General features: G+C 48.3%; 19 protein-coding genes and 1 riboswitch. Of the genes, 9 read left to right on the forward strand and 10 right to left on the reverse strand.

The window, feature by feature from the left end; all coding sequences use genetic code 11:
- Positions 1-82 precede the first annotated feature (82 nt).
- Positions 83-189: riboswitch (SAM riboswitch) on the reverse strand.
- Between the two features lie 387 nt (positions 190-576).
- Positions 577-1512: a magnesium/cobalt transporter CorA gene (corA, locus tag ABEW34_RS03345; protein ID WP_430154851.1), complete on the forward strand. Its 936-nt coding sequence runs from the start codon at positions 577-579 to the stop codon at positions 1510-1512.
- A gap of 888 nt (positions 1513-2400) precedes the next feature.
- Here corA and ABEW34_RS03350 read toward each other — a convergent pair.
- Positions 2401-3654: an MFS transporter gene (locus tag ABEW34_RS03350; protein ID WP_430154853.1), complete on the reverse strand. Its 1254-nt coding sequence runs from the start codon at positions 3652-3654 to the stop codon at positions 2401-2403.
- Between the two features lie 249 nt (positions 3655-3903).
- On the opposite strand from ABEW34_RS03350, the gene ABEW34_RS03355 reads away from it, so the two are divergent.
- The 3 genes from ABEW34_RS03355 to ABEW34_RS03365 all read left to right on the forward strand — a co-directional run bounded on the left by ABEW34_RS03355 (position 3904) and on the right by ABEW34_RS03365 (position 6781).
- Positions 3904-4806, forward strand: a complete 903-nt coding sequence (locus ABEW34_RS03355) for a LysR family transcriptional regulator (RefSeq protein ID WP_430154855.1) — start codon at positions 3904-3906, stop codon at positions 4804-4806.
- A gap of 37 nt (positions 4807-4843) precedes the next feature.
- A complete protein-coding gene (locus ABEW34_RS03360) occupies positions 4844-5653 on the forward strand; it encodes a histidinol-phosphatase (RefSeq protein WP_430154857.1) in 810 nt (269 codons plus the stop codon).
- A 273-nt stretch (positions 5654-5926) separates the two neighbouring features.
- Positions 5927-6781, forward strand: a complete 855-nt coding sequence (locus ABEW34_RS03365; protein WP_430154858.1) for an EamA family transporter — start codon at positions 5927-5929, stop codon at positions 6779-6781.
- A gap of 144 nt (positions 6782-6925) precedes the next feature.
- On the opposite strand, the gene ABEW34_RS03370 is transcribed toward ABEW34_RS03365, so the two are convergent.
- On the reverse strand, positions 6926-7324 hold the full coding sequence (locus ABEW34_RS03370; protein ID WP_056039508.1) for a DoxX family protein: 399 nt from the start codon (positions 7322-7324) through the stop codon (positions 6926-6928).
- A 202-nt stretch (positions 7325-7526) separates the two neighbouring features.
- Here ABEW34_RS03370 and ABEW34_RS03375 point away from each other — a divergent pair, with 202 nt between their 5' ends.
- Positions 7527-7835, forward strand: coding sequence for a winged helix-turn-helix transcriptional regulator (locus ABEW34_RS03375; RefSeq protein WP_099521378.1), 309 nt, complete (start codon positions 7527-7529; stop codon positions 7833-7835).
- Positions 7836-8129: 294 nt separating this feature from the next.
- Here the strand turns inward: ABEW34_RS03375 and sdhB are convergent, their stop codons facing one another.
- The 3 genes from sdhB to ABEW34_RS03390 are packed head-to-tail and all read right to left on the reverse strand — an operon-like array spanning position 8130 to position 11350.
- On the reverse strand, positions 8130-8894 hold the full coding sequence (gene sdhB / locus ABEW34_RS03380) for a succinate dehydrogenase iron-sulfur subunit (RefSeq protein WP_430154860.1): 765 nt from the start codon (positions 8892-8894) through the stop codon (positions 8130-8132).
- 2 nt (positions 8895-8896) lie between these two features.
- Positions 8897-10654, reverse strand: a complete 1758-nt coding sequence (gene sdhA / locus ABEW34_RS03385; RefSeq protein ID WP_430154862.1) for a succinate dehydrogenase flavoprotein subunit — start codon at positions 10652-10654, stop codon at positions 8897-8899.
- A 24-nt stretch (positions 10655-10678) separates the two neighbouring features.
- Positions 10679-11350, reverse strand: a complete 672-nt coding sequence (locus ABEW34_RS03390; RefSeq protein ID WP_099516596.1) for a succinate dehydrogenase cytochrome b558 subunit — start codon at positions 11348-11350, stop codon at positions 10679-10681.
- Between the two features lie 216 nt (positions 11351-11566).
- On the opposite strand from ABEW34_RS03390, the gene ABEW34_RS03395 reads away from it, so the two are divergent.
- A complete protein-coding gene (locus ABEW34_RS03395; protein WP_430154864.1) occupies positions 11567-12457 on the forward strand; it encodes a LysR family transcriptional regulator in 891 nt (296 codons plus the stop codon).
- A 66-nt stretch (positions 12458-12523) separates the two neighbouring features.
- Here ABEW34_RS03395 and ABEW34_RS03400 read toward each other — a convergent pair whose 3' ends face one another.
- Both ABEW34_RS03400 and ABEW34_RS03405 read right to left on the reverse strand, forming a co-directional pair.
- Positions 12524-13186, reverse strand: a complete 663-nt coding sequence (locus ABEW34_RS03400; RefSeq protein WP_430154865.1) for a potassium channel family protein — start codon at positions 13184-13186, stop codon at positions 12524-12526.
- 18 nt (positions 13187-13204) lie between these two features.
- The gene (locus tag ABEW34_RS03405; protein WP_430154940.1) at positions 13205-14548 is read right to left on the reverse strand and encodes a TrkH family potassium uptake protein; all 1344 of its coding nucleotides are present in this window, start codon (positions 14546-14548) and stop codon (positions 13205-13207) included.
- Between the two features lie 327 nt (positions 14549-14875).
- Here ABEW34_RS03405 and ABEW34_RS03410 point away from each other — a divergent pair, with 327 nt between their 5' ends.
- Positions 14876-16525, forward strand: coding sequence for a CPBP family intramembrane glutamic endopeptidase (locus ABEW34_RS03410; RefSeq protein WP_430154867.1), 1650 nt, complete (start codon positions 14876-14878; stop codon positions 16523-16525).
- On the opposite strand, the gene uvrC is transcribed toward ABEW34_RS03410, so the two are convergent.
- A complete protein-coding gene (gene uvrC, locus ABEW34_RS03415; protein ID WP_430154869.1) occupies positions 16491-18524 on the reverse strand; it encodes an excinuclease ABC subunit UvrC in 2034 nt (677 codons plus the stop codon). The genes ABEW34_RS03410 and uvrC overlap by 35 nt on opposite strands.
- Positions 18525-18693: 169 nt before the next feature.
- Here uvrC and ABEW34_RS03420 point away from each other — a divergent pair, with 169 nt between their 5' ends.
- Entirely contained in the window at positions 18694-18840 is a 147-nt protein-coding gene (locus tag ABEW34_RS03420; protein WP_099516602.1) for a YqzM family protein, read from the forward strand.
- Positions 18841-19109: 269 nt separating this feature from the next.
- Positions 19110-19448 (forward strand): ketopantoate reductase family protein, encoded by a 339-nt coding sequence (locus ABEW34_RS03425; protein ID WP_430154871.1) that lies wholly within the window; start codon positions 19110-19112, stop codon positions 19446-19448.
- A 237-nt stretch (positions 19449-19685) separates the two neighbouring features.
- On the opposite strand, the gene ABEW34_RS03430 is transcribed toward ABEW34_RS03425, so the two are convergent.
- Both ABEW34_RS03430 and cysW read right to left on the reverse strand, forming a co-directional pair.
- Positions 19686-19928 carry a YezD family protein gene (locus ABEW34_RS03430; RefSeq protein ID WP_430154873.1) on the reverse strand — a complete coding sequence of 81 codons (243 nt, stop codon included), beginning with the start codon at positions 19926-19928 and terminating at the stop codon, positions 19686-19688.
- Positions 19929-19986: 58 nt separating this feature from the next.
- The gene (gene cysW, locus ABEW34_RS03435; protein WP_430154875.1) at positions 19987-20868 is read right to left on the reverse strand and encodes a sulfate ABC transporter permease subunit CysW; all 882 of its coding nucleotides are present in this window, start codon (positions 20866-20868) and stop codon (positions 19987-19989) included.
- Between the last annotated feature and the right edge of the window lies 1 nt (position 20869).

Raw genomic sequence — 20869 nt, forward strand, 5'->3', positions numbered from 1 at the left:
GAGATTATCAGCATTTCCAAATATAAAAAGACCCTTTCTGTCGAGAGAAAAGGTCGTTTGCTCAAAAAATAAGCGGTCGCCTCTCTCATCTCTCAGAAACATCGAAATGTCTCCGCAAGAATTAGCACCGTGCTTACGCCGGTTGCCGGGCTTCATCGGGCTAGTCCCTCCGCCTGCTCTTGATAAGAAAGTAGTTCTATTCAATTATGGAATTGCTGCTTATAAGCCTACTTTAATGGATTCAGGCAGGCGCGTCAAGCCTGTGAACGGCATATACTATCGAAGGCTGATCTTTCGGCTTCATTTACGGTTTTTTCGCTTGAATGTAAAGCTGCTGCGGGAGTATACTAGACAAGGATTGAAACGCTGAGTGAAAAAATGGGTGTTTTTTATCTAAAAATCCACATGATAAAGGAGTGCATACGGACATGGAAGGCGACCGACCAAGGCCTGAACACAACCGAATATGGCGGCTGCCCAGCCACTGCGTATCGCGCCCTGTTTTTCTATAATTAACAGTGCTCTGTGCAAGCGGCGAAGGCGGCCTCCTGTCCATTTCAGAGAGGAGATGCACAGATGAAAATCCGTCTGGTTAACAACGGTTTATTTACCCCTATTGAAGATATTGCTGATACACTCATTCCATCGTCGGAGGGCTTTTATTGGATTGATGCGGATGTGGAGGATCTGGCTGTATTGCAGCCGCTGTTCCACATGCATGACCTCGCGGTAGAGGATTGCCTCACCGAGGAGGAGCAGCGCCCTAAGATCGAAATTTATGAAAGCCATTATTTTATCGTTATTAACAGCATTCGTTTTGATGATGAGGAAATTTTCCTGCGCGCGCTGAACATTTTTCTTGGCCGCCATTATATTATTACCGTTACGAAGCAAAAAATTAATGAGCTGCGTTCCCTGAAGCCTGTTCTGTGGGAGCAGGAAGTCAGCCGCCCCGATTATTTTTTATACAATCTCGTCGATATTGTCGTCGATAACTACTTCCTCGTCGCCGATCGAATTGATACGCGGATCGAAACGCTCGAAGAAGATATCCTAATGCATACGAAAAAATCGCACCTGAACGAAATTATCGGTTTGCGCGGTGAAATTTTGTGGCTCAAGAAGGTGCTTGGCCCGCAGAAGGACGTTATTGCTACGCTGAACAAACGCGATCTTAAGCTGATTGATGATCAGCTGCAAAAATATTTCAGCGATATTTATGAAAATGCCGTCAAAATCGCCGAGACATTTGATACGTTCCGCGAGCTGATGGGCAACTTGCGAGAAGCCTACCAGTCCAGTATATCAGCGCGAGCCAATGAAATTATGCGCGTGTTTACCGCGATGACGACGATATTCATGCCGCTGACCTTCATAACCGGTATTTACGGAATGAACTTCGACTTTATACCCGGCCTGCATATGCGAGGCGGATCGTATATTTTGCTCGGCATTATGCTTGCGCTGGGCTTTGGGATGTTTTTTATTTTCCGCAAAAAGGAATGGTTGTGACCGTAGGGCACAACCAAATAAATGCTATTAAGACCTTGTCGTAGAAGCCTGATGGAAAAGATTCGTCGCTGGGTAAAAGGTTTGGATTCCGGGATGCCTCTGCATTTTTCTGAATGGATACCGCGCTGCGGTAAAAATGCAGATGCAAAGGCGAACGCTGCGCTCCTCCATCTCAAACCTTTTACTCCGCTCGCCTTTTCCATCAGGCTTCTACTTTTTTACGGCTTAAAAGCTTTTATTTGCTTTTGTGCCTGTTATTTATGGAGAGTATTCGCTTTTTACATATGCTCATGGACAGCCTCGATTACAAAACCATCTTTCGAACACCAATCTTATGCTCCAACCTTCCCTCCTATTACGAAAAAATCATCGAGTCATGAATGTGTGCTTAACTTTAGTTCTATAAAAGTTAGAACTGTTCCCTAATCCAAGGATTGGATATGATCCAGTAACAAGGAATTGAATTTCAAGTAGTAGATAAGGAGAGGGAGATCATGAGGAAAGTTTCATTTCGCCCATTTGAAAGAAAACTAATAACGGCTTGTTTAGTTATATTAGTTACAACTATGTCTTGAATAGAATTAGCCAAATGGCTGCCACATCTCTATTGGCTATATATCCTACTACATGGTTGCTTTGGATACCTTTCTGGTTTAGTTTTCCACGACCGAAATTTTACCCTTTCTGGGCTGATCCTCGCTATCGTTTTTGTAGGAATAGATATTTGGTTATTGGTTACAACAACCAAGCAAACTGACACAGACCTCTCCTATATACAAGAAGAATATGTTTAAAAATACTGCCTGAAGCTTTATAGCCCCTTTGAAAATAAAGCGCAAAGCCCGGAGCCTATTCCCTGTCGCAGGAATGGTCCCAGGCTTCGTATGTTCATGCTTTAGCTGCACCATCATCTCCCGCCAGCGCCTCTGCTCTGCCCTTCGTCAAATTGACGAACATGAGCAGCACAATGCCAATGACGAATAACGCAATTAGCGAGAGGATAGCAACACGGGTAGAGCCTGTAACCGTCGCGACCACCGAGAACAGCAGCGGTCCTACAACGGAGGAAAACTTGCTGGACAGCGAGAGAAAGCCAAAAAATTCACCCGACCTGGACGGAGGCACCATACCCGAATAAATGGAGCGGGAAATCGCCTGGCTGCCTCCCTGCACGACGCCAACCATAATCGCCAGCAAATAAAAATGCAGCGAGGTCGTCATAAAATATCCTAAAATGACAATAATGACGTAAAACCATAACGACACATATAACAGTCTCTTCGAACCAAAACGCGCGGCTAGTCTGCCGAATGCAATCGTACATGGGAATCCGACAAACTGCGTAATAAGCAGCGCCGTAATCATATCATCCGTATTAATGCCGATTCCCTGGCCATAAATCGTTGCCATAATAACAACCGTATTAATGCCATCGTTGAAAAATAAAAACGAAGCCATATATTTAAGCAGCTCCGGATATCGCTTAAGTGTTCGCAGTGTCCCGCGCAAACGCGTGAGGCCTTTGCCAAGCGCGGTGCCAAAGCCAATTCTGACATTTTTCACGGGCTCCTTCACCGAACGAAGCAGCGGCAGCGAGAACACAAACCACCAGATGCCTACCGTAATAAACACCATTTGGGTCGCAAAGGTTTTGGTAGGGAAACCGAACAGCTCGAAATTTTGAATCATCAAAATATTAACGAGCAGCAGCAAGCCGCCGCCCATGTACCCATAAGCGTAGCCCTGCGCGCTCACGACATCCCTGCGCTCCATCGGCACGCCATCCGCCAACAGCGCATCATAGAAGGTGTTCCCTCCTGCAAACCCCATCGTTCCTATAATGAGCAGGATGGAGGCCAGCAGCCAGTCCCCTTCGCCAACAAAAGCCATAGCAGCACAAGAAGCGGCTCCCAATAGCATAAACATCGTCAGAAATTTGATTTTGGAGCCCATATAATCGGCAACTGCGCCCAAAATAGGCGACAGCACCGCTACGAACAGCATCGCAATGCTTTGGGTGTAACCCCAATAGGCTTCCACCTTCGTACCTGATAAATTAGACGCTGCCACACCTGAATAAAATATCGGCATGACGGTCGCCATCATCGTTGTCGCAAACGCCGAATTGGCCCAGTCGTACATGAGCCAGCCTCTTATTGCTTTTCTGTCCAGTCGTAACGCCTCCCTAAATATGCACCTTCGTCCAACACACTTCGACAACGCCACTTCATATCCTCTTTAAATAATACGTAAAGCTTCTTCTCCTTTTTGCCGTCGTGCCGGATTTGCTTTATAATAGTAAGCAAAGCTATCACGAGGAAAGGCATCTACGCCTGCAAGCCTATTTCAATAAGCGTGTAATCGCTTCACTTAACCTGGAGGGGGATTGTAGTGAATATTAGCCAACTTGAAACACTCCTCACCATTTCCAAAACGATGAGCTTCCGCAAGGCGGGTGAGCTGCTTAATTTGACCCAGCCTGCTGTATCCGCACAAGTCAAAACGCTTGAAGAGGAATTCAAGACGGTTCTGATTGACCGCAATCAGCCTGTGACCCTCACCGACCATGGACAAGTTTTTTTGGAGCATGCCGAGAGAATTTTGCTTATTGTCGAAGAGCTTAAGGCTAAGCTTTCAGACCTCAATACAACGCCTCAAGGCCATATTTTGCTCGGGACAACTTCTTCCATTGCGATACAAATTTTGCCGCGGGTATTAGCCTACTTTCAAGACCAGTTTCCGCTGATCAAAACAACGATCCATACGATGCCATCATCACAGGTGACCGCCAGCGTCGAAAATGGCACCATTGACATTGGTATTTCTTATTTATTTGAGAAAAATCCAAACCTGCACTCGTCCACCCTTTATTACGATACGTTTGAGCTTGTTGTATCTCCGGAGCATCCCTTGAGCGATTTGAAGCATACTACCGTAGAGGCACTCAAGGATATTCCTATGATCATGCTTGCACCAGACACTCTAGGACGGCGCTTCGTAGACAAAATTTTTCGCCAGTACAATATTCAGCCGAACATTATGATGGAGCTTTCGAGCAGCGAAGAGGTTAAGCGCATGGTTGAAATTAATCTTGGCGCCGCCGTCGTCTCCAAGCTGTCCATTGCCGAGGAGCTGCGGCGGGGCTCGCTCAAGATGATTAAGGTGAATGAGCTCGAAATCAGCCATCCGGTCGGCGTCGTCTACAAGTCCGGGAGATATTTAAATACGGCGATGCAGCAGTTTTTAAGCGATCTCAAGGGCATGCCGGAGCATCAATTTATTAGCAGCGAATAGACTGACAGCGCATTTTCAACTCAAGGAGGAAACAGCTATGAAATTTGATCTGCACACTCATCACGAACGTTGCGGCCATGCCGACGGAATGATTGAAGACTACATTACTGCCGCACTCGACGCAGGTTTGCAGGCCATCGGCATTTCTGATCATTCGCCTTATTTCGGCCATAAGGACGACCGTCCTTTTCCCGGCATCGCCATGGCTCAATCTGAATTTGACAACTACATAAAGGAAGTTCTTGAGCTTAAGGCAAAATATGAGGGGCGCATTGAGGTGCTGCTCGGTATGGAGTCAGACTTTTTCCCTGAACGGCTTCCTGCTTATCGCGATGCCTATGAAGGTGTGCCATTCGACTACATTATCGGATCTGTCCATCAGGTGAGCGGAGTGAGCATTTTTAATCGCAATCGCTGGGAAAAGCTGACTGAGAAGCAGCAATTAGAGGATAAGCGCCGTTATTATGATCTCATCAGCCAATCGGCGCGCAGCGGCATGTTTGATGTGCTGGGGCATATTGATGCAATGAAAGGCTATTACCCCGCTTTCTCGGATATTAAAGCCGATGCCGAAATTGATGATACGCTCCGCATCATTGCGGAAAACGATGTGTCGATTGAAATTAATACGTCTGGCAGCACAAAATATGTAGGCGGCTGGTATCCATCCGATGAAATTTTGGAGCGTGCCCATCATTTTGGCGTCAATGTGACCTTCGGCTCCGACGCCCACGTTCCAGCAAGGGTTGGGGAAGATTGGGACCGCGTCAGCAAACGCCTCAAGGAAATTGGCTTCAAAAAATGGGTGTTCTACCGCCAGCGCAAGCAGATCATCGTACCGCTTTAAGGCGTCTGCTTATGGAATTCCAACAAATCATGCTGCTTTGCTGTTTATCAGCAGAGCAGCCTCTTTTTTTGTATGGAGAGCGTATGCGCAAGGCCAACATCGAACAAATGAACAAAAAAAGTGGACCTGCACCGAGCGCAGGTCCGAATTCGATATATTAAAAGGGGGTCTTGTTTATTATAATAACCGAGTATTGTAATAGGGGTATAACAGAATCATTTCATTTGTGTAACAAATGCAATCATACCGTAAACAATCAGGGAGTTGAACATCATGTGGCTAACGGTTGCCATCTCTAGCGCCATTTTATTCGGATTAGCCGGCTGGTGGATGAAAAGAAGCCAGATGAGCGGCGGTACGACCTCGGCGCTGCTGCTCGGGCTTTATGCCTCTGGTACAGTCGGGTTTGGCGTGCATGCCGCGTTTGAAGGATCACTCGCTTCGTTAGCCGATTACCGGATCTGGATCGCTGGAGCGATTATTGGAGCAGGCTCGGCCATCGGCAACGCGGTCTTTATGAAGGCGCTGAATTACGGACCGGCCAGCCTGACCTCTCCACTGACGAACATGAACATCGTGCTCGTCGTTGCATTAGGTACGCTTGTATATAAGGAACCTTTGCATTTTACGCAAGCTTGCGGCATTTTGCTGCTGCTGCTTTCCGTCGTACTCATTTCTTATAAAAAACAGGTACAAACCACACCTGCTCAGAAACGGTGGTTTTTCTATGTTGGCGCTGCGGTCGTCTTTTTCACCTTCCGCAATGGCGGGCTCAAGGTGACGGAGGAATGGGGATTATCCAGCGCGCCGATATTATTCGTGGGCTATTTGCTATCCTTTCTATGGTTCGCCTTTTTAAGCAAAGAAAAAAACAGCAGCAACCGCAAGCCCGCGTATCGGACAGGCTTGCTTTACGGACTGCTCGCTGGCCTCTTCTCCTACGCCGGCCTCCAGCTTTATGCTACTGCACTGGCAACTGTGCCCGCTAATCTAGCCGCGCCGATCTTCGCCACGAACAGCCTCGTCGTCGCGGCAGGCGCCATCCTGATTTACAAGGAAAAACTAAATGCCGCCCAGTGGGCGGCATTCGCATGCATGATGATCGGGCTTGTTGTCATCCGCTTATAGCGGCTGGCAGCAGGCTTTTTTTCAAATATAGGAAAGTTTATGATTTCGCCATACATTCTCTATATTTCTCGGACTGAAACGCGCTACGCCGCCAAAAGACGGCTTTCGGCCGTTTCACCTTGCACTACAGAACCGCTTCTGCCCTTATTTAAGCAAGGCGTCGATGGACAGCTCTCCTGCACCGGTCAAAGCAACGCCGACAAATACGGCGATAAGCACCAGATTATATTCGTAGCCGTTCTGCGTTGACCACAATCCATTAGCGCCATGCACCTTCACAATCGCCATAATCATTGGGATGATCAACAGCACCGCGCCAACCCATGTCCACAAGCCCGCAGCAAACAACAAGCCACCTACCGCTTCGCTTAGTCCCGCTGCCAATGCCATCAGTACGCCTGGCTTAACGCCTATCGAATCCAGCCATCCCCCAGTGCCTTTCAGACCGTAGCCACCGAACCAGCCAAACAGCTTCTGCGCTCCATGACCAACCATCAACAAGCCTAATACTACCCGAATAATCAATAATCCTGTGTCTAACATTTTAACCTCACCCTTCGTCTTTTGTTTGTTTTCACAGCTGCAACACTTGCTCGCTGCGTTTCATGAACCCATCTTAATATATAAACTAACTTTTGTAAAGTAAATATTTAAAATAAAGTTAAATGGTGATTGGTGTTTATATGCACTTACTTTTCCAAAGTAGATATGTTATAATGGGTAAAGAAGAAACGGGGTGATCAGGTTGGATTATTCAACAATGTGCCCAAAGTATGAAGCAGCGGCCGAAATTTTAGGCAAGAAATGGACCGGTCTCATCATTCGGGTGCTACTAGCTGGACCAAAGCGGTTCAAGGAGATCAAGGAGCAAATTCCGGAGATGAGCGACAAGATGCTTACCGACCGGATGAAGGAACTTGAACAACTTTCCATTATTAAACGAACGGTGTATCCAGAGATGCCTGTTCGCATTGAATACGAATTAAGTGACAAAGGCCATCATTTGCAGCCTGTCATTGAATCGATTCAAAAGTGGGGCGAAGAGTGGCTGTAATAAGCCAGCTTTAAGAGCTACTAGTAGGAAATGCATAAAGGCATCAAAAAAGAACCGTACAGGCGGTTCTTTTTTGATGCCTTTATGTCGTATTCGCGGCTGAACATTGACAAGTGCCATAATCTCTTTTATTATTGATACTGATTATCATTATTACAATCGTAAACGCTGTCGTCGTCCTCTGACGGCAAAGCTGCCGTTTCGCGGTGAAATATAAGCTGATTATAAAAGTAAACCTATACATGCTTATATTTTAAAAAAAGCCTTCCACCGCTCAGGTGGAAGACCGTATATTTAAAAACCAAGCCATTTTTTGAACAGATGCTTCGTCGTATCTTTGTTGATTGCCGCAATCGACGTCGTAAGCGGAATGCCTTTCGGACAAGAGCGAACACAGTTTTGCGAGTTTCCGCAGCCCTCGATGCCGCCATCCTCCATCAAGGCCTCCAGACGCTCTTCCTTGTTCATTTCTCCCGTAGGATGAACGTTGAACAAGCGAACCTGAGAAATCGCCGCTGGGCCAACAAAGCTATTGCGATCGTTGACGTTCGGGCAAGCTTCAAGACATACGCCGCACGTCATGCACTTGGACAGCTCGTATGCCCATTGGCGCTTCGATTCTGCCAGGCGCGGGCCAGGACCAAGATCATAGGTGCCATCGATCGGAATCCATGCCTTAACGCGCTTGAGGGCGTTAAACATGCGCTCGCGATTGATAACAAGGTCACGGACGACCGGGAAAGTGCGCATCGGCTCCAGACGTACCGGCTGCTCCAACTGATCGATCAGGGCGCTGCAGGCTTGGCGCGGCTTCCCGTTAATGACCATCGAGCAGGCGCCGCAAACTTCTTCCAGACAGTTGGATTCCCAGCATACTGGAGCTGTATTGCCGCCATCCGCCATCGTCGGATTACGCTGAATTTCCATAAGTCCGCTGATAACATTCATATTCGGGCGATACGGAATTTCAAATTCCTCTTTGTAAGGCGCAGACTCCGGTCCATCCTGACGGGTAATGATGAACTTAACGGTTTTAGTAGCAGTAGTCGTATCGGCCATCTTTATTCTCCTTTCTTCTTGTTCGCTGTGTAGTCGCGTTTACGCGGTGTAATAAGGGAAACATCGATGTCCTCGTACGAAATTTGCGGACCTTCCTTCGTCCAAGTCGCAATCGTTGATTTCATGAACTTCTCGTCATTGCGCTCTGTGAAATCAGGCTTGTAATGCGCGCCGCGGCTTTCGTCACGGAGCAGGGCACCCAAGGTCATAGCCTCGGAAAGCTCAAGCATGTTCCATAGCTGACGAGTGAAAGCAACGCTTGAGTTGTTCCATTTCATCGAGTCATTGATGTTGATATTGTTATAACGCTGCTTGAGCTCTTTGATTTTGCTGATCGTTGCTTCGAGCTTGTCATTGAAACGAACAACCGTCATATTGTTGGTCATCCATTCGCCAAGCTCCTTGTGCAGAACGTAAGCATTTTCTGTACCGTTCATGGCAAGAATGCTTTCGTATTTATCCGTTTGGCGTTTTTGCTCACGGTCGAATACGGAGGAAGCCACGTCAGCAGAAGCTTTCTTCATGCCTTTAATGTACTCTACCGCTTTCGGTCCTGCGACCATACCGCCGTAAATCGCCGACAGCAGCGAGTTCGCGCCAAGTCGGTTCGCACCATGGTATTGATATTCGCATTCACCTGCTGCAAATAAACCAGGGATGTTCGTCATTTGGTTGTAATCCACCCACATGCCGCCCATCGAATAGTGAACTGCAGGGAAAATTTTCATCGGCAGCTTCCGTGGATCATCGCCCATGAACTTCTCATAAATTTCGATGATGCCGCCGAGCTTCACATCAAGCTCCTTCGGATCTTTATGGGAAAGATCAAGGTAAACCATGTTTTCGCCATTGATGCCGAGCTTCTGATCAACACAGACGCTGAAAATTTCACGAGTCGCAATATCACGCGGCACAAGATTGCCGTATGCCGGATATTTTTCCTCAAGGAAGTACCAAGGCTTGCCGTCTTTGTAAGTCCATACGCGTCCGCCTTCACCGCGAGCTGATTCGGACATCAAGCGCAGCTTGTCATCGCCCGGAATCGCGGTTGGGTGAATTTGAATAAATTCGCCGTTTGCATAATTAACGCCTTGTTGATACACCGCGCTTGCTGCTGTACCTGTATTAATAACCGAGTTCGTCGTTTTGCCAAAAATAATGCCTGGGCCGCCCGATGCTAATATGACCGCATCGCCCACGAACGTCTTCACTTCCATCGAACGCAAATCCTGTGCAGATACCCCGCGGCAGATGCCTTCGTCATCCAGAACGGCGCCAAGGAATTCCCAGTGCTCGTATTTCGTTACGAGGCCGGCTGCTTCCCAGCGGCGAACTTGCTCATCCAAAGCGTATAGCAATTGCTGTCCCGTTGTGGCACCTGCAAATGCTGTACGGTGATACTGTGTACCTCCGAAACGGCGGAAATCGAGTAAGCCTTCCGGCGTACGGCTGAACATAACGCCCATACGGTCCATTAAGTGGATAATGCCTGGTGCTGCTTCGCACATCGCTTTAACAGGAGGCTGATTCGCGAGGAAGTCTCCCCCATATACCGTATCGTCAAAATGCTCCCAAGGTGAATCGCCTTCACCTTTCGTATTAACCGCTCCGTTAATGCCGCCCTGCGCGCAGACGGAATGGGAACGCTTCACCGGCACGATCGAGAACAGATCAACGTGCATGCCAGCTTCTGCTGCTTTTATCGTCGCCATAAGACCGGCAAGCCCGCCGCCTACGACAATTATTTTATTGTTAGCCATCACGCTTCACTCCTTGTCTTCAAACTATCCGATCGTATTCCAAGCCAATGCAAGATCGGCTGCTTCCTTGAATTCGTCACCGCGGAAGGCAACCAGCGAAAGAATAAACAATGCCGCTACGACTACAAAAACACCCATGCATACAATGGATGAAATCCGTTGTGCACGAGGCCCTACTGTAATGCCCCAGCTGATCAAAAATGCCCAAAGGCCATTGGCAAAGTGGAACGTAGCTGCCAATACTCCGACCACATAAAATACAAAATAAAGCGGGTTAGTCGCAATATTGTGCATCGTGGAGCCTAGCTCTTCATGTGTGATATAACCCAAGTACACTTGAAAACGGGTTTGGTATACGTGCCAGAACACGAAGATAAACGTGATAACACCCGTTATACGCTGCGCTGTAAACGCCCAGTTGCGGCCGTACTTGAAACGCCCTAGATTGCTGTCTGACTGATAGGCTACATATAAGCCGTACACGCCATGGAAAAGCAGCGGGAGGTAGATACCGAAAATTTCAAAAATCGGCAGCAATGGCAAGCTGTTAATGAGACTAACGCCGCTGCTGAATCCCTCCGCCCCCCTCTCGAACGATTGATAGTTCGTAAGCGCATGCACAACGATAAACATTCCGAGCGGAATGATACCAAGCAGCGAGTGAAGCTTACGGGAAAAATACGAATTTCCTTTCATGCCTTTGTGTCTCCTTTCCAGACTGTGGTTACGCTTTCCTCAAATGCTTGTCTACAAATCATTCTACATTTTACTCTTCGGTTCATTCTCCGTCAACAAAAGTTGACACAGTTTAGTCACACTTCCCATCGTACTCCTTTTCGGCTTATAATGGAATTGCTTATTTTTTATAATTTGTTATAACCATTTAACATAAGCAGACTGGAGCTGGCTATTTTGATTGAAGAAATGCATATGTTTGCCGCCATCGTCGAGCAGTCCAGCATGAACAAGGCTGCGGCGCTGCTAAACCTGTCCCAGCCTGCCCTCTCCCGTAAAGTAGCGAAGCTTGAGCAGGATATCGGCTCGCAGCTGTTCCGGCGCATCGGCAAGCGGCTGGAGCTGACGCCTATCGGCCAGATGACCTATGAATACGCCCTTGAGCTACGCCAGATGCACCGCCGCTACCTGCAGAAGGTTGCCGATTATGAATCGGCAGGGAGGACCTCCATTACGATTGGAGCGAGCCTGACGACGCTCCAAACGACGCTGCCCGATTTTATTAAAGCGCTCAATGGCAGCCATCCTGAATTCGATATTAAGGCGGTCACGGGCAAAACTCATGAAATCGTTACTTATGTAAGGGAAGGAAAAGCGGATATCGGCATTGTCGCCTCGCGGATTGAAGACGCCCAATTGCACTGCGTCCCGCTGTTCGAGGACCATCTGCTGCTCGTTTTGCCGAAAAGCATGGTGGTGACGGGCAAGGGCATGCTCGGTATCCAGGACCTCAACGGCTTGCCGATTCTCCTTTTCTCCAAAGGAACCTGGTATCGCATGCTAACCGATGAGCTGTTTGCCAAATATAATCTCCAGCCAGATGTACGCATGGAGATTGACTCTTTCGAGGCGATCGTGCGGCTTCAGCACACTTGCCGGGCTGCGACGCTGCTGCCCCAATCCTATGTGCGTGAACAGCTGCTGGCCGACAATGATCTCACCGTCATTCCGATTAGAGAGCTGGCGGAGACGAAGCGCACGACTTCACTCATTCATGCCGACCCGGCCCAGCTGCATCCAGCCGTCCGTCTGTGGATTGAGGAGCTTGCCTCCCGCTCGAAGTCCTGAACAGCGAAAGCAATAAGAAAACAGCAGCGTCAATGCAATTAGCCGCATGCGCTGCTGTCTTTATTGTCACCTTGTTGCTGCCTCTTCAAACTGCTCAATCTGCTCATTCGTCCCGATAATGACCATGACATCACGCTCGTGCAGCACATCGGTTGCCGTCGGAGCAATAATAATGCCATTTGGCTTATTAATCGCTACAATGCTGCACCCGAATCGGGCGCGCAGGTCGAGATCGCTGAGCGTCTTGCCATGCATTTTGCCCGTGACGACAATCTCGGCTATCGTATAATCCTTGGACAGCTCGATATAATCGAGCAGATTCGGCGATACCAGCTGATGTGCGACTCGAATGCCCATATCCCGCTCAGGATAAATAATGCGATCCACGCCGATTTTTTCCAATACCCGCCCGTGCAGCTCGTCCACTGCTTTCGCCACAACTGTCTTAACGCCCAAATCCTTAAGCAAAATCGTCGTCAAAATGCTCGCTTGAATATCATTGCCAATCGCTACAACACCAACATCAAAATTCCTTACGCCAATCGAGCGCAGCGTCTCCTCGTCTGTGCAATCGGCTGATACGGTATAGGTTAGCTCATTGCTCAGCTCCTGAACAGCTTCCTCATCCTTATCAATGCCTAGCACCTCATAGCCTAGCTGAATTAACTCTCTGCCCAGACTTGAGCCGAAACGCCCAAGCCCTACGATGACGAACTGGTTCTTTTTCATAATAAATCTGTGTTTCCCCTATCCAATTGTAATTTTGCCCTCGGGATACCGATAAAGCTCCTTGCTGGTTTTCGGATTGAGCGCATAAGCAAGCGTCAGTGGGCCTAGACGCCCAGCGAACATCGTAATGGAAATAATTATTTTCCCAAAATCGCTTAGCTCTGGCGTTATGTCCATCGACAAGCCTACCGTCCCGAAGGCGGACGTTGCTTCAAACAAAATTTTTATAAAACGCTGATCCTCGGTCGCGGATAAAAGCATCGTTACGACGACGACCAGTGCCAGCGACAGCATCGTAATCGTAAGCGCCTTGAGCACCCGCTCCTTGCCGAGGCGATAGCGGAACATCACAATATCCTCTTTCCCTCGAAACATCGCGACAACCGCCCCTATGAGCGTCATAAACGTCGTCGTTTTGATCCCGCCCCCCGTTGAGCCGGGAGATGCGCCGATAAACATTAATATAATGGTGAAAAATAAAGTCGCCTGCCGTAAATCGGCATAGTTCAGCGTATTAGCCCCCGCCGTCCTCGGCGAGACGGACTGGAAGAAGGAGGAAAGGATTTTCCCGCCCCAGTCGAGCGAGCCAAGTGTCAGCGCATTCGAAAACTCAAATATAAAGATAACGACCGCTCCGATTCCGATGAGCGAGCCGGTCATCACCAGCACCACTTTGCTGTGCAGGGATAGCCCTTTACGGCGGCGGAATTCAAACAAATCCGAGATAACAATAAAACCGAGGCCTCCGGATATAATAAGCAGCATGGCCGTCAGGTTCACAATCGGATCATCCACATACATCGTCAAGCTGCGGTAGTCGCCAAAAATATCAAACCCTGCATTATTAAACAGCGACACGGCGTGAAACAGGCCGAAATACAGCGCCTTACCAAACGGCATATCATAGGCGAAGCGCATCGTGAACAGCAATGTGCCGACGAGCTCAAATGATAAGGAGTAAACAATGACCTTGCGTATGAGCCGAATAATGCCTTCCATGCTGCCCTGGTTCATGGCTTCTTGCAAAATAAGCCGTTCCCGCAGCGAAATGCGCTTTTTGAGCACAAGCGCGAACAGCGTGCCCATCGTCATGAAGCCCAGACCGCCAATTTGAATAAGCAGCATAATAATAACCTGACCGGCGACCGAAAAATAGGTGCCAGAATCCACGACTACAAGCCCCGTCACGCTGGTTGCCGACGTAGCTGTAAACAAAGCATCCAGGAAACGCAACCCGCTTCCGTTGGCCGAAGCAAAAGGCAGGGATAGCAGCAGAGCTCCCAGCATAATAATAACCGCAAAGCCAACGACCAATATGCGTGGCGGAGACCATTTAAGTAGCGAGAATAACGAAATGTTCATTGCATCCACCTTCATATTGCCTATTTTTCTTTTCACTTGCAGCTTTCCATTACACATGACTTAACGATTATAAGCTTAAAGCACACTGCGTATAAAACAGCCTTTTGCAATAAAAACAGCTGATTTCATTCAAAAACAGCCCTACAAGGAGGATAAGCACCTGTTAGCTTGACGGATATCGTTATTTCTCTGTTTTATGAATGCTGGCAACGCTGACAAGCCGTCTAAAGGGTGACCAAGCTGTTAGATTGGCGATCATATGGTTTAATATGGTATCGTAAGAGTACTATGCTTAATTTTTCGATTAAACTGAAATTGAGGTGAGTTATGATTGAATTTATTGCTCCACGTGAGTGGAAGAAATTTGTATGGGCCGCAGTTATTAGCGCTGTCGTTTTTATATTTTTGCAAATCATCCCCATGCTTGGTGGTCCGGAATCAGGCACATCGGAATCACAGGGAAACGTTATAGGCAATGAGGCAGCCCTCCAAAAAGCAACGGAATTTGCCGCCAAGCAATTCGGCGTTAACGTTACAGACGCTCATACGGTTTATCAAACCGATAGCAATGAAACCGGCTATTTGATAAAGGAAAAGCTGTACGAGGATTATGCGACCAAATATATGCAGCAGTTTCCGCTTGACACCTATCAAACGCAAGTAACGCTTGACAATGGCAGCACCGCGTTCGTCTACCTCCATATGCAAAGCGGCAGTGTTGTCGCTTGGAATCTCATTGGAGCAGGCTCGGGCATGAACACCATTAAAGAACAGAAGCAGCTTCTAGATGCAGCGGCCAGCTTTGCGACTACGCAAGGCTTTCAAGCCAAAGATTTGAACGATGCTGCCGTTAACTCGCTTGGACAGGTCGTCATTCATCCAACAGGGTACGCTGCAGGCAGTTCCCAACTTGAGCTGCGTGTGGGCTTCATTGAACATGGCGACAAAACCATCATTTCGACTTATAAGCCAGCCTTTGTTCCACCCGCAGACTATGTAGCCAATATTGAGCAGCAAAAAAGCACGGCCGACGCTTTATCGTTGATCAGCCTCATTTACATGACTTTCATTACGCTGGTGCTTGCTATTATCTATGCGATATTATACCGCCGCCATACGACATTCAAACGCGGGATCGCCATCAGCCTTATTTTCACCGGATTTTATATTATTAACAATCTTGGCATTATGGACGGCGTCATTGCCCAGCAGGGCGAACAGGTGATGGGAGATGCCCAGGTGTCCTTTATGGCCTGGTTTACTGCACTTCTGCTCATCCCGGTTGGCGCAGCTGTTTATTTCTCCTTCGTGGCCGGTGACGGCATGTGGCGCTCGTGGAAACGTCCGATATGGCCTGGCTTCCGTGAAAAAAACTACGGCGAGCATGTTTGGCGCAGCATGGGACTCGGTTATTTGATCGCCCTTATTTTGCTAGGCGTGCAGTCGGTCATTTTTCTGGTTCTCGAAACAGCGATCGGCAGTTGGAGCACAAGCGATGCGACCCAGTCTCCCTACAACATCAAATGGCTGTGGCTCATGCCGATGCTGGCTTGGTGCGCTGCGATTTCCGAGGAAGCCATTTACCGATTTTTCGGCATTGCCTTGTTCCGCAGATGGTTCAAAAATATTTATGTCGCCGCCTTGATTCCAACCATCCTGTGGGCGCTTGGACATGTTTCCTATCCGATCTTCCCGTACTACACCAGGCTGATTGAGCTAATTATTATTGGGATGATCTTCAGCTACATTTTCCTGCGCTACAGCCTCATTACCGCCATATTCGTTCATGCAATATTTGATTCGCTGTTAATGGGCTTCTCGCTCATTTCTGTAGGCGGTGCTTTAAATATCGGGGCAGCCATCTTCTATGCTGTTCTGCCCGTTCCAATTGCCTATATCATTCGGTTATGGCATAGAAAAAAAGGAGGAACGCCGCCGCAGCTTACGGCGACGCCTCCTCCCCAAGTGCCGCAATAATTTGTGCGGCAAGCTTATCTCCTATTGAAAGAGGCCGGAAATCTTCCACTGTGGCCTCTTTTATTTTTTTAATGGAGCCAAAATGCTTAAGCAGCAGCTTGCGCCGCTTCTCGCCAATGCCCGGAATGGCATCGAGCTGGGAGACGACCATCGACTTGCCGCGCTGCTCGCGGTGGAACGTAATTGCGAAGCGGTGAACCTCGTCTTGTATGCGCTGCAGCAAATAAAACTCTTGGCTGTCGCGCGGCAGCGGAATAATTTCGGCGGGATCGCCGGTCATGAGCTGTGCCGTCCGGTGCTTGGCATCCTTGACGAGGCCACATACCGGAATAAACAGGTTCAGCTCATTTTGCAGCACATCAATCGCTGCGGAAATTTGCCCCTTGCCGCCATCGACGACAATGAGATCCGGTGCCGCCAGCTGATCCTTCAGCACCCGCTCATAGCGTCTGCGAATAACCTCGCGCATCGTCTCATAATCATCTGGCCCAACGACCGTCTTGACCTTGTATTTGCGATATTCCTTACGGTCCGGCTTGCCGTCAATGAATACGACCATAGCCGATACCGGATTCGTCCCTTGAATGTTGGAGTTGTCAAACGCTTCAATTCGGGCCGCCTGCGGCAAGCCGAGCCATTCGGCAAGCCCTGCCGCCGCCTTGACGCTGCGCTCCTCGTCCCGCTCAATGAGCCGGAACTTGTCGGCAAGCGTAACCTTGGCGTTCTCCGTCGCCATCGAAACGACCTCGCTCTTGCGTCCGCGCTGGGGCAGAAGCACCTTGACCTTCAGCCAGTGATGCAGCGCAGCAGCCGCCTCCTCGGCAACGGACAGCTCCTTCTCCTTAGGCTGCTGGGCTTCCTCTTGCATGTCTTCGTCAGCCACAACGACTAAGCTCGCTGCATCTACCATATCCTTTGCTGCCTCATTTGTGCTTGACGCCGCCTCCTGTTCAAGATGGGCTGCAGCCGACTCCTGCTTCCCTACTTCCGGCTTGCCTGCAGCCAAAGCAAGATCTGCTTGCTCTGGGGGAAGTGGCAGCAAAATCTGCTTCGGCAGCGCAGGGTTTTCACTATAATATTGGGTTACGAAGGTCATAAAATCATCGTATTCTTCGCCATAATAAGGGAAGGTCGTACCATGACGCTCTATAAGCTTGCCTTGGCGCATATATAGGATCTGGACGCACATCCAGCCCTTCTCGATTGCATAGCCGAAAATATCGCGGTCCAAGGCGTCCGACATCGTAATTTTCTGCTTCTCCATCACCGCATCAATGGCAATAATCTGATCGCGATACTCCTTCGCCCGCTCGAACTCCAGCTGCTCGGCGGAAGCCTCCATCTTGCGCTGCAAATCCGTCCGTACCACATCATGGCCGCCATTGAGGAAACGGGTAATTTCCTGAACCATCGCCTCATAGGTGCCGGGTTCAATCTCATATTCACAAGGCGCAATGCATTGCCCCATGTGATAGTACAGGCATACCTTGTCGGGCAGCGTCTTGCATTTGCGCAGCGGATACAGCCGGTCCAGCAGCTTCTTCGTCTGCTGGGCGGCATAAGCATTCGGATAAGGGCCGAAATATTTCCCCTTATCCTTGGCCATCCTGCGGGTTACCTCGAGTTTTGGATGCTGCTCATGCGTAATTTTTATATAAGGAAAGGACTTGTCATCCTTCAGCAGGACGTTATAGCGCGGATGATACTGCTTTATGAGATTGCACTCCAAAATGAGCGCCTCCATGTTGCTCTTCGTCAATATAAAGTCAAAATCGCGGATTTCCGCAACGAGGCGCTGCGTCTTGCCGTTATGAGAGCCGTTGAAATACGAGCGGACGCGATTTTTTAATATTTTGGCTTTGCCGACGTAGATGATGGTGCCTTCGCCGTTCTTCATTAAATAGCAGCCGGGCTGGTCCGGAAGCAGCGCTAGCTTATGACGAATTAATTCCGCTGCTTCAGCCTGGCTGGCCGCTTGTTTCCCCTCATGCTGATTCATTTCCAAACCTCCCTCACGGACATTTGTTCCCATGCCTTATTGTAACATAGATTGGTGCCGGTAGCCGAGTCCTCAAGTTTACAATAGTTGCCGTGTTTTGCTTTACAATTATTCGGATAGTTGGGTATACTGTTGATAGCTAAATCGTTTTCAAGGGAGGACGCTTGTTATGGAGAACGTTAGAGACCCGCGCGAGCATTATAATGAAGAACCGCGCCACGACTTGATGGACGTAGTGTTCGGCTTTGGCGGCATGCTTGGTCTAATGACTGTCATGTTTGCTGCAGCTGTTATCGTGAAATTTATCATATCGTAAACAAATAGCAAAAAGGTGAAACGGCTGTCGCCGTCCTTTGGTAGTGCAGCGCGTTTCATTCCGAGAATTCCGAGAAATATAAGCCATTTATAAGGAAGAAACTTCAAAATGGCCTATATTTAAAAAAAAGAACCTTCAATCCCGCTTTTGGCGGATGATTCGAAGGTTCTTTTTCTTTCTTTATATTACCTGTTTGTCATAGCCCAGCTCATCAGACAACATATTGTCTGATAATTAAATGGAAATGTTAATACGTAGGGGTGGTATTTATGCCAGAAAATCAAAATAGAATTCTAATTTTTGGTGCAGGTGTCATCGGGAGCATATACGCAATTAAGCTTATTGAAGCAGGGTTTGACGTTAGTCTGTTTGCACATTCTAATAGATTTAAAACATTAAGAGAAAATGGCCTGCAATATAAAGAACAAGGTATCGTTAAATCGATACAAGTGAATGTCATTGATACGCTCGAAAATGAAGATGTATACGATTTTATTTTCGTTACTGTTCGTTACGATCGATCTGAATCAGCGTTGTTAGCTCTAAAAGATAATCAAAGCAAAAATATAGTTACGATGACTAGTAATTCAATTGGATTTTCTTCATAACTGGATATCGTAGGGGATAGAATTTTACCAGCTTTTCCCGTTTTCGGTGGACAGATTAAAGATGGAGTATTGCATGCTCGATTTCCACCAAAGATTTTAGTGGCAACTGCATTTGGGGAAATTATTTAAAACAGCGACATTTTAGGACTCTATTTTCTCATCCTTGGCTGTCGCTGTTTCAATTTGTAGGGTCAGTCTAAAACATTATTTTCTGGTGACAACTGCCTCTCTCAAAATTCAGGCTGTTTGATGCTTGCTGCTGTTGCTATTATTATGGCTATTGCTGCCCGATTGCTGCTTGACGCTTGGGGTTTCCTGCTGCTTGCCGGAGGGCTGATCGTAGCGCGTCCGCTCTGTCCGGTCAATCTGAACGATTCTGCCGTCATGCACCGTAATATTTACACTTCCATATTGCAGCCCGCCCACCTGATCGGCAATTCGCTTAAGCCACTGCTGATCAATTTCCAAAGGTTTTGCCATTGTCTTCTCCTCCTTTTTTTAATACTAAAAATACAGCCGATTCACCTTATCGCAAGCGTCAGACGATTTGGGCAGAAGCCCGTTTATTCATTTGCCACTCCATAAGCGACTTGACGATAAGCGTTACGAACGCCAGCATAACGAGCAGCGAAGCAACGGCGAATGAAGCTGAAAATTGGTATTCGTTATACAAAATCTCAATGTGCAGCGGCAGCGTATTGGTCTGCCCGCGAATGTGGCCGGATACGACTGAGACAGCTCCAAACTCGCCCATCGCTCGCGCATTACATAAAATAATGCCGTACAGCAGGCCCCATTTAATGTTCGGATAGGTGACCCGCCAGAAAATTTGCCAGCCCTTGGCGCCAAGGCTTGCCGCAGCTTCCTCCTCTGCGACTCCCTGTGCCTGCATAAGCGGTATAAGCTCGCGGGCAATGAACGGCACCGTTACAAATACAGTCGCCAGAACAATGCCCGGCAGGGCGAAGACGAGCTGAATGCCGTGGGAATCGAGCCAGGGGCCGAAGAAGCCTTGCGCGCCAAACATTAGAATATAGATAAGTCCCGATATGACCGGAGATACGGCAAACGGCAAATCAATGAGCGTAATTAAAAACTGCTTGCCGCGAAAACGGAACTTGCTGATCGCCCATGCAGCGGATAAACCGAACAGCGTATTTAGCGGCACGGCGATTATGGCTACGAGCAAAGTCAATTTAAGTGCCGATAATGCGTCGGGATCGGTGATTGCGGCTCGGTAAACGTCAAAGCCCTTCTTAAACGCTTCAACAAATACAGAAACGAGCGGTAGCAGCACGACCAGCGCGAGGAAAATAAGCGCTACCGTTATGAGTACAATCCGCACAATTGCCGGTTCCGTAATATGCTTAGGCCGCTTGGAGGCCTCGCTCGATAAATGGGTTGTAATTGCTCCAGCCATC

Source organism: Paenibacillus algorifonticola (assembly GCF_050481745.1).
Classification (GTDB): domain Bacteria; phylum Bacillota; class Bacilli; order Paenibacillales; family Paenibacillaceae; genus Pristimantibacillus; species Pristimantibacillus algorifonticola_A.